Source organism: Microbispora sp. GKU 823 (assembly GCF_002027145.1).
Taxonomy (GTDB): Bacteria; Actinomycetota; Actinomycetes; order Streptosporangiales; family Streptosporangiaceae; genus Microbispora; species Microbispora siamensis.
In genome coordinates this window covers 79403-86809 of record NZ_MWJN01000030.1, presented here as the reverse complement: position 1 = coordinate 86809, position 7407 = coordinate 79403, and the positions used below count along the sequence as shown (strand labels likewise).

The following is a 7407-nucleotide window of genomic DNA, read 5'->3' as shown; positions in this document are numbered from 1 at the left end:
GCCACGGCGTTCTGCACCGGGGCGGAGGCCGCCTTCGCGGGCAGCGTCTTCGCGCCCGCCGGCGCGGGCAGAACCGCCGCGCCGCCGGGCACCGTGCCAGGTGCAGTGCCGGGTGCAGCGCCAGTCGCCGTGCCGGGCATCGAACCCGGCAGCGTACGGGGGCCCGGCACGGCCGGCAGCGCCGCGGGCCCCGGGACGGTGCGGGCGACCGTGGCCGAGCCGGTGGGAAGCGAGTTGTGCCCCTGCCCGGCGGCCGCTCCGGCCGCGTCGGCGATGCTCAGCACGCTCGCCGCCGGAGCGAGGGTGGTCAGTCCACCCGTCAGGTCGCGGCCGGTGACCTCGTGGCCGGTGACGTCGCGGCTCTGGGCCCGGCAGGCGTCGGCCAGCGCGCCGTCCTTCGCCATCGCCGGGCCTCCGGTCAGCCAGCTCACTCCGGCAGTGACCGCCGCAAGCGCGACACACCGCCCTCGAATACTTCGTGATGTCCTGGACATCCACGTCCCCCTGATCGCGTACGGTAGTCCGACGAACGCCGAACGTAGCAGCGAGGGGAAAGGGCGGGGCGCGCTTGCCCCAATGGTGGGGAAGACCTTACCGAGCGGGCCGGATCGTCAGCGTGTCACCTGCCGCGTCAAAGTCGACGATTACCTCGTCGCCGTCCCGGATGGCGCCCGACAGCAGCTCCTTGGCGAGCTTGTCGCCGATGGCCGACTGGATCAGACGGCGCAGCGGGCGCGCGCCGTACAGCGGGTCGTAGCCGGTGAGCGCGAGCCAGTCGCGGGCGGCGGGCGTGACGGTCAGCTTCAGCCGCCGGTCCGACAGACGCCGCGCGAGCCGGGCGACCTGCAGGTCCACGATCTGCGACAGCTCCTCGGTGCCGAGCGCGTCGAACACGATGATGTCGTCGAGCCGGTTGAGGAACTCGGGCTTGAACGACGCCCGCACCGCGTTCATCACCGCCTCGCGCTTGGCCTCGCTCTCCATCGTGGGGTCCACGAGGAACTGCGAGCCGATGTTCGAGGTGAGGATCAGGATCGTGTTGCGGAAGTCGACCGTGCGGCCCTGCCCGTCGGTCAGCCGGCCGTCGTCGAGCACCTGCAGCAGGATGTCGAAGACCTCCGGATGGGCCTTCTCGATCTCGTCGAGCAGCACCACCGTGTACGGCCTGCGCCGCACGGCCTCGGTGAGCTGGCCGCCCTCCTCGTAGCCGACGTATCCGGGCGGCGCGCCGACCAGGCGGGCCACGCTGTGCTTCTCGCCGTACTCGCTCATGTCGATGCGGGTCATGGCCCGCTCGTCGTCGAACAGGAACTCGGCGAGCGCCTTGGCCAGCTCGGTCTTGCCGACACCGGTCGGGCCGAGGAAGAGGAACGAGCCGGTCGGCCTGTCGGGATCGGAGATGCCGGCCCGGGCCCGCCGTACGGCGTCGGAGACGGCCTGGACGGCCTGCTGCTGGCCGATCAGGCGCTTGCCCAGCTCGTCCTCCATACGCAGCAGCTTGGCGGTCTCGCCCTCGAGCAGCCGGCCCGCCGGGATGCCGGTCCACGAGGAGATGACCTCGGCGATGTCGTCGGGCCCGACCTCCTCCTTCACCATCGGCTCCTCGACCTCCGCCGTCTCGGCGGCTTGGCAGCCTCGGCGAGCTCCTTCTCCAGCCGGGGGACGTCGCCGTACATGAGCCGGGACGCCGCCTCGAAGTCGCCGTCTCGCTGGGCCCGCTCGGCGGCGCTGCGCGCCTCGTCGAGCTGCTTCTTCAGCTCACCGACCTTGTTGAGGCCGGCCTTCTCCCGCTCCCACCGGCTGACCAGGGCGTTGAGGTCCTCCTGGCGGTTGGCCAGCTCCTCGCGGAGCTTCTCCAGGCGCTGCCGGCTGGCCTCGTCGGTCTCCTTGGCGAGCGCGAGCTCCTCCATCTTCAGCCGGTCCACGCTCCGCTGGAGCTGGTCGATCTCCACCGGCCGCGAGTCGATCTCCATGCGCAGCCGCGACATCGACTCGTCGACCAGGTCGATCGCCTTGTCCGGAAGGTAGCGCGCGGTGATGTAGCGGTCGGAGAGCGTCGCGGCGGCGACCAGGGCGCTGTCGGAGATCTGCACCTGGTGGTGAGCCTCGTAACGGCCCTTCAGCCCGCGCAGGATCGCGATCGTGTCCTCGACGGTCGGCTCGCCGACGTAGACCTGCTGGAAGCGCCGCTCCAGGGCCGGGTCCTTCTCGATGCGCTCGCGATACTCGTCGAGCGTGGTGGCGCCGATCATGCGCAGCTCGCCGCGGGCCAGCATGGGCTTGAGCATGTTGCCCGCGTCCATCGCGCCCTCGGCGGCGCCCGCGCCGACCATCGTGTGCAGCTCGTCGATGAACGTCACGATCTGGCCGTTGCTCTCCTTGATCTCGTTGAGCACGGCCTTCAGGCGTTCCTCGAACTCGCCGCGGTATTTCGCGCCCGCGACCATCGCGCCGAGGTCGAGCGCGACCAGGCGCTTGTTGCGCAGGCTCTCGGGTACATCGCCTGCGACGATCCGCTGGGCGAGGCCCTCGACCACGGCGGTCTTGCCGACGCCGGGCTCGCCGATCAGCACGGGGTTGTTCTTGGTGCGGCGCGACAGCACCTGGACGACCCGGCGGATCTCGCTGTCGCGGCCGATCACCGGGTCGAGCTTGCCGGAACGCGCCCGCTCGGTGAGGTCGACGCCGTACTTCTCCAGCGCCTGGTAGGTGTCCTCGGGCGTCTCGCTCGTGACCCTGGCGTGCCCGCGGACCTTCTCGAACGCCTCGAGCAGCGCGTTGGGAGTGGCGCCCGCGGCCTTCAGCAGGTCGGCGACCTGCCCGCCGTCGGTGGCGAGCCCGACGAGCAGGTGCTCGGTCGAGACGTACTCGTCCTCGAGCTGCTTGGCCCGCTGCGCGGCGGTGTTGAGCACGGTCAGCAGCTGGCGAGAGCTGGACGGCGCGCTCACGGTGGAGCCCTGCGCCTTCGGCAGCCGGTCGAGCAGTTCCTCGGCCTGTGCGCGCAGTTGCCGGGGGTCCGCGCCGACGGCCTGCAGCAGCGATCCGGCGATGCCGCCGTTCTGCGCCAGCAGGGTCGTCAGCAGGTGCGCGGGCGCGACCTCGGGGTTGCCGTCTGCCGCGGCGCGCCGGACGGCCGCGGACAGGGCCTCCTGGCTCTTCTGGGTGAACTTGTAGTCCATATGTGAATGCCTCGTTTCGCCGATCAGGCAGGTGGCAGTTCGTAGCGGACCAGTGCCCGCAACATCGTGAGCTCACCCCTGAGCCGGGTGACCTCCTCGCGCATGCGCATGTTCTCGGTTTCGAGTTCGAGGATGCGCTTGATGCCGGCGAGGTTGATGCCGTGCTCCTGGGAGAGCCGCTGGACCTCGCGCAGAAGCACGATGTCCCTGGTCGAGTACAGCCGCCCCCGCCCCGCCGTACGGCCGGGGCTGACGAGCCCGAGCCGGTCGTACTGGCGGAGCGTCTGCGGGTGCAGCCCGGACAGCTGGGCGGCTACGGAGATCACATAGACGGGGGTGTCGTCGGAGATGTCGAAAAACCTGGCATCCATCGGCTCACTCGCTTCTGGCCTGCTTGATCAGCTCTTCGCGAAGGTCCTGGCCCTCCGTGGCGTTCCTGAACTCCTCGAGAGCCGCGCGGGCCTTGTCGTCGAGGTTCTGGGGCACCGTGACCTGGACGGTGACCAGCAGGTCGCCCTTCGTGCCGTCCTTGCGGGAGGCCCCCCGGCCGCGCACCCGGAACGTCCGTCCGTTGGGCGTTCCCTCAGGGATGCGCAGGGTCACCGGCATCCCCCGGAGCGTCGGCACCTTGATCTCGGCGCCGAGCGCGGCCTCGGGGAAGGTGACGGGGACCGTGACGGTCAGGTTCTCCCCGCTGCGCCCGAACACGGGGTGCGGCTTGACGTGGACCAGCACGTAGAGGTCGCCGGCCGGGCCGCCGTTCTCACCGGGCGCGCCCTTGCCCTTGATCCTGATGCGCTGGCCGTCGCCGACTCCGGCCGGGATGCGGGCCTGGATCGTACGGGTGCTCTTGCCGCGCCCGCTGCCCTCGCAGACGGGGCAGGGGTCGTCGACCACCAGACCCCGGCCGCGGCAGTCGCGGCACGGCTCGGAAAAGGCGAAGTTGCCGAGGTTGCGGCTCGCCGCCCCGGTTCCCTCGCAGGTCGGGCAGACCCGTGGCGTCGTGCCCGCCTTAGCCCCCGTGCCGCCGCAGGCGGTGCAGGCGGCCGAACTGGTGAGCCGGAGAGACACGGTGGTGCCGTCGACCGCCTCGCCGAAGGCGAGCGTCACCTCCGACTCGACGTCCTGGCCGCGCCGCGGCCGGGCAGTGGTCGTGCGCGTGCCCGCTCCGCCTCGGTTGAACAACCCCCCGAACAGGTCCCCGATCCGCTCGCCCGACCCCGACCCGCCGACAGGTCGCCGAGGTCCGAAGTTGAAGCCCCCACCGGCCCGGGTCCCGCCCGCGCCCGCGTAGCCCCCGAGCCCCGACCCGAAGAGCGTGCGCGCCTCGTCGTACTCCTTGCGCCGCTTGACGTCGGAGAGCACGTCGTACGCCTCGGAGACCTCCTTGAACTTCTCCTCGGTCTCCTTGTTCCCCGGGTTGGCGTCGGGGTGGTACTTGCGAGCGAGCTTGCGATACGCCTTCTTGATCTCCTCGGCGCTCGCGGTCTTGGGCACACCAAGGACGGCGTAGTAGTCCTTTTCCAAGTAGTCCTTGGTGCTCATCTATCGCTTCCTTCGCACGAAAGGGGAGTGAATCGGTGTTCCCGCGGCCGTTCCCGCGGATGCCCCGCGGCTGTCGTCGCGGGTGCACTCGCGGGTCTCTCCCGATCTTCGCCGATCGGGAGAGACCTCCGCGGTTTCAGTTCTCGTCCGGCCCGCCGGACTCGCCGGAGCCGGCCGCCGTCTCCTCCGGCGCCGCCGCCTCCTCGCTCGGCTCGGCGACGGCCACGCGAGCGGCGCGCAGGATCCTGTCGTTGATCCGGTAGCCCGGCTGGAGGATCTCGATGCACGTCGGCTCGGTCACCTCCGCCGAGTAGCTGTGCAGCAGGGCCTCGTGCACGGTCGGGTCGAAGGGGTCGCCCTTCGCGCCGTACGCGGTCAGGCCCAGCTTGCCGACGGCCGCCTCCAGCGACTCGCTCACCTTCGCGAAACCGCCGGTGAGCTCGCCGTGGTCGCGGGCGCGGCCGATGTCGTCGAGCACCGGCAGCAGTTCGGTGAGCACGCTCGCGACGGCCTGTTCCCTGACGGCGATCCGGTCGCGCTCGACCCGCTTGCGGTAGTTGCTGAACTCCGCCTGGAGCCGCTGCAGGTCGGCGGTGCGCTCGGCGAGCAGGTCCGTCGCGGACCCCTCGGCGGGCGCCGCCGTCTGCGTGCCCTCGTCCGCGGGGACGGCCTCGGGCGCGTCCCCGGCGGACTCGCGGGCCTTGCCGGTCTCCGGGTCGATCTTGCGGTTGTCGCGGATCACCGGCTCCTCCTCGGAACCGTTCTCACGCGGGCTCACTTGCGGCCGCCCTCCCGCTCGTCGTCGACGATCTCGGCCTCGACCACGTCCTCGTCGGCCTTCGCCTGCGCGCCCTCCGGACCCGCCGCGCCCGCGCCGGCCGCGGCGCCATCGGCACCGGCCTGCGACTGGGCGTAGATGGCCGAGCCCATCTTCTGGCTGACCGTGGCGAGCTTCTCGGCGGCGGTGCGGATGGCGGGGATGTCGGTGCCCTCCAGCGTCTTCTTCAGCTCGGCGAGCGAGTCGTTGACCTCGGTCTTCACGTCGGCCGGGACCTTCTCGTCGTTCTCGCGGAGGAACTTCTCCGTCTGGTAGGCCAGCGCGTCCGCGTTGTTGCGGACCTCGGCCTCCTCGCGGCGCCGCTTGTCTTCCTCGGCGTAGGACTCCGCCTCGCGCATCATGCGCTCGATGTCCTCCTTGCCCAGGGCCGAGCCGCCGGTGATGGTCATCGACTGCTCCTTGCCCGTGCCGAGGTCCTTCGCCGAGACGTTCACGATGCCGTTGGCGTCGATGTCGAAGGTGACCTCGATCTGCGGGATGCCGCGCGGGGCCGGGGCGATGCCGGTCAGCTCGAAGGTGGCCAGCTTCTTGTTGTACGCCGCGATCTCGCGCTCGCCCTGGTAGACCTGGATCTGCACCGACGGCTGGTTGTCCTCGGCCGTCGTGAAGACCTCCGAGCGCTTGGTCGGGATCGTCGTGTTGCGCTCGATGATCTTGGTGAAGATCCCGCCCTTGGTCTCGATGCCCAGGCTGAGCGGGGTGACGTCGAGCAGCAGGACGTCCTTGACCTCGCCCTTGAGGACACCGGCCTGGAGCGCGGCGCCGATGGCGACGACCTCGTCCGGGTTCACGCCCTTGTTGGGCTCCTTGCCGCCGGTCAGCTCCTTGACCAGCTCGGAAACGGCCGGCATACGGGTGGAGCCGCCGACCAGGACCACGTGGGCGATGTCGGAGATCTTGATCCCCGCGTCCTTGATGACCTGGTGGAACGGGCCCTTGCAGCGCTCGAGCAGGTCGGCGGTGATCCGCTGGAACTCCGCCCGGGTCAGCTTCTCCTCCAGGTGTAGCGGGCCCTCGGAGGAGGCGGTGATGTAGGGCAGGTTGATCGTGGTCTCGGTCTGGGCCGACAGCTCGATCTTGGCCTTCTCGGCCGCCTCGCGCAGGCGCTGGAGGGCCATCTTGTCCTTGGACAGGTCCACACCGTGCGCGTTCTTGAACCGGGTCACCAGCTCGTCGACGACCCGCTGGTCCCAGTCGTCGCCGCCAAGGTGGTTGTCACCGCTGGTGGCCTTGACCTCGACGAACCCGTGCCCGTCCTCCTGGCCGACGTCGAGCAGGGACACGTCGAAGGTGCCGCCGCCGAGGTCGAAGACCAGGATGGTCTGGTCCTTCTCCTTGTCGAGGCCGTAGGCCAGGGCCGCGGAGGTGGGCTCGTTGATGATGCGCAGCACGTTGAGGCCCGCGATCTGGCCGGCCTCCTTGGTGGCCTGCCGCTGGGCGTCGTTGAAGTACGCCGGGACAGTGATCACCGCGTCGGTGATCTTCTCGCCCAGGTACGCCTCCGCGTCCTGCTTGAGCTTCTGCAGGACGAACGCGCTGATCTGCTGGGGCGTGAACTTCTTGCCGTCGATCTCGATCGACCAGTTCGTGCCCATGTGGCGCTTGACCGAGCGGATGGTCCTGTCGACGTTGGTCACCGCCTGCCGCTTGGCGACCTCGCCGACGAGAACCTCACCGTTCTTCGCGAACGCGACCACGGACGGCGTGGTCCGCGAGCCCTGAGCGTTCGCGATGACCGTGGGCTCGCCGCCCTCGAGGATCGAGACGACGGAGTTGGTCGTCCCCAGGTCGATACCTACCGCACGTGCCATGAGTACGTCCTTGTAGTCAAAGTTGAGTCGGTCA

At 70.2% G+C, this 7407-nt stretch carries 4 protein-coding genes and 2 pseudogenes; all 6 read right to left on the bottom strand.

The annotated features are described in order from the left end of the window. Window positions 1–431 (bottom strand): annotated as a pseudogene (locus tag B1L11_RS18095) (hypothetical protein); the annotation flags it as partial. 160 nt (window positions 432–591) lie between these two features. Further along, window positions 592–3179, bottom strand: a pseudogene (gene clpB / locus B1L11_RS18090) (ATP-dependent chaperone ClpB). A gap of 23 nt (window positions 3180–3202) precedes the next feature. Further along, a complete protein-coding gene (locus tag B1L11_RS18085; protein WP_079315565.1) occupies window positions 3203–3550 on the bottom strand; it encodes a heat shock protein transcriptional repressor HspR in 348 nt (115 codons plus the stop codon). 4 nt (window positions 3551–3554) lie between these two features. Then, window positions 3555–4724, bottom strand: coding sequence for a molecular chaperone DnaJ (dnaJ, locus tag B1L11_RS18080; RefSeq protein WP_079315564.1), 1170 nt, complete (start codon window positions 4722–4724; stop codon window positions 3555–3557). Window positions 4725–4860: 136 nt separating this feature from the next. Beyond that, on the bottom strand, window positions 4861–5502 hold the full coding sequence (grpE, locus tag B1L11_RS18075; protein WP_079315563.1) for a nucleotide exchange factor GrpE: 642 nt from the start codon (window positions 5500–5502) through the stop codon (window positions 4861–4863). Next, window positions 5499–7373, bottom strand: coding sequence for a molecular chaperone DnaK (gene dnaK / locus B1L11_RS18070; RefSeq protein ID WP_079315562.1), 1875 nt, complete (start codon window positions 7371–7373; stop codon window positions 5499–5501). The genes grpE and dnaK overlap by 4 nt, the downstream gene beginning before the upstream one ends. Between the last annotated feature and the right edge of the window lie 34 nt (window positions 7374–7407).

Excerpts from the sequence above, each read along its gene's own strand:
- B1L11_RS18085 (WP_079315565.1), bottom strand. The coding sequence starts at position 3,550 with ATGGATGCCAGGTTTTTCGACATCTCCGACGACACCCCCGTCTATGTG.
- dnaJ (WP_079315564.1), bottom strand. The coding sequence starts at position 4,724 with ATGAGCACCAAGGACTACTTGGAAAAGGACTACTACGCCGTCCTTGGT.
- dnaK (WP_079315562.1), bottom strand. The coding sequence starts at position 7,373 with ATGGCACGTGCGGTAGGTATCGACCTGGGGACGACCAACTCCGTCGTC.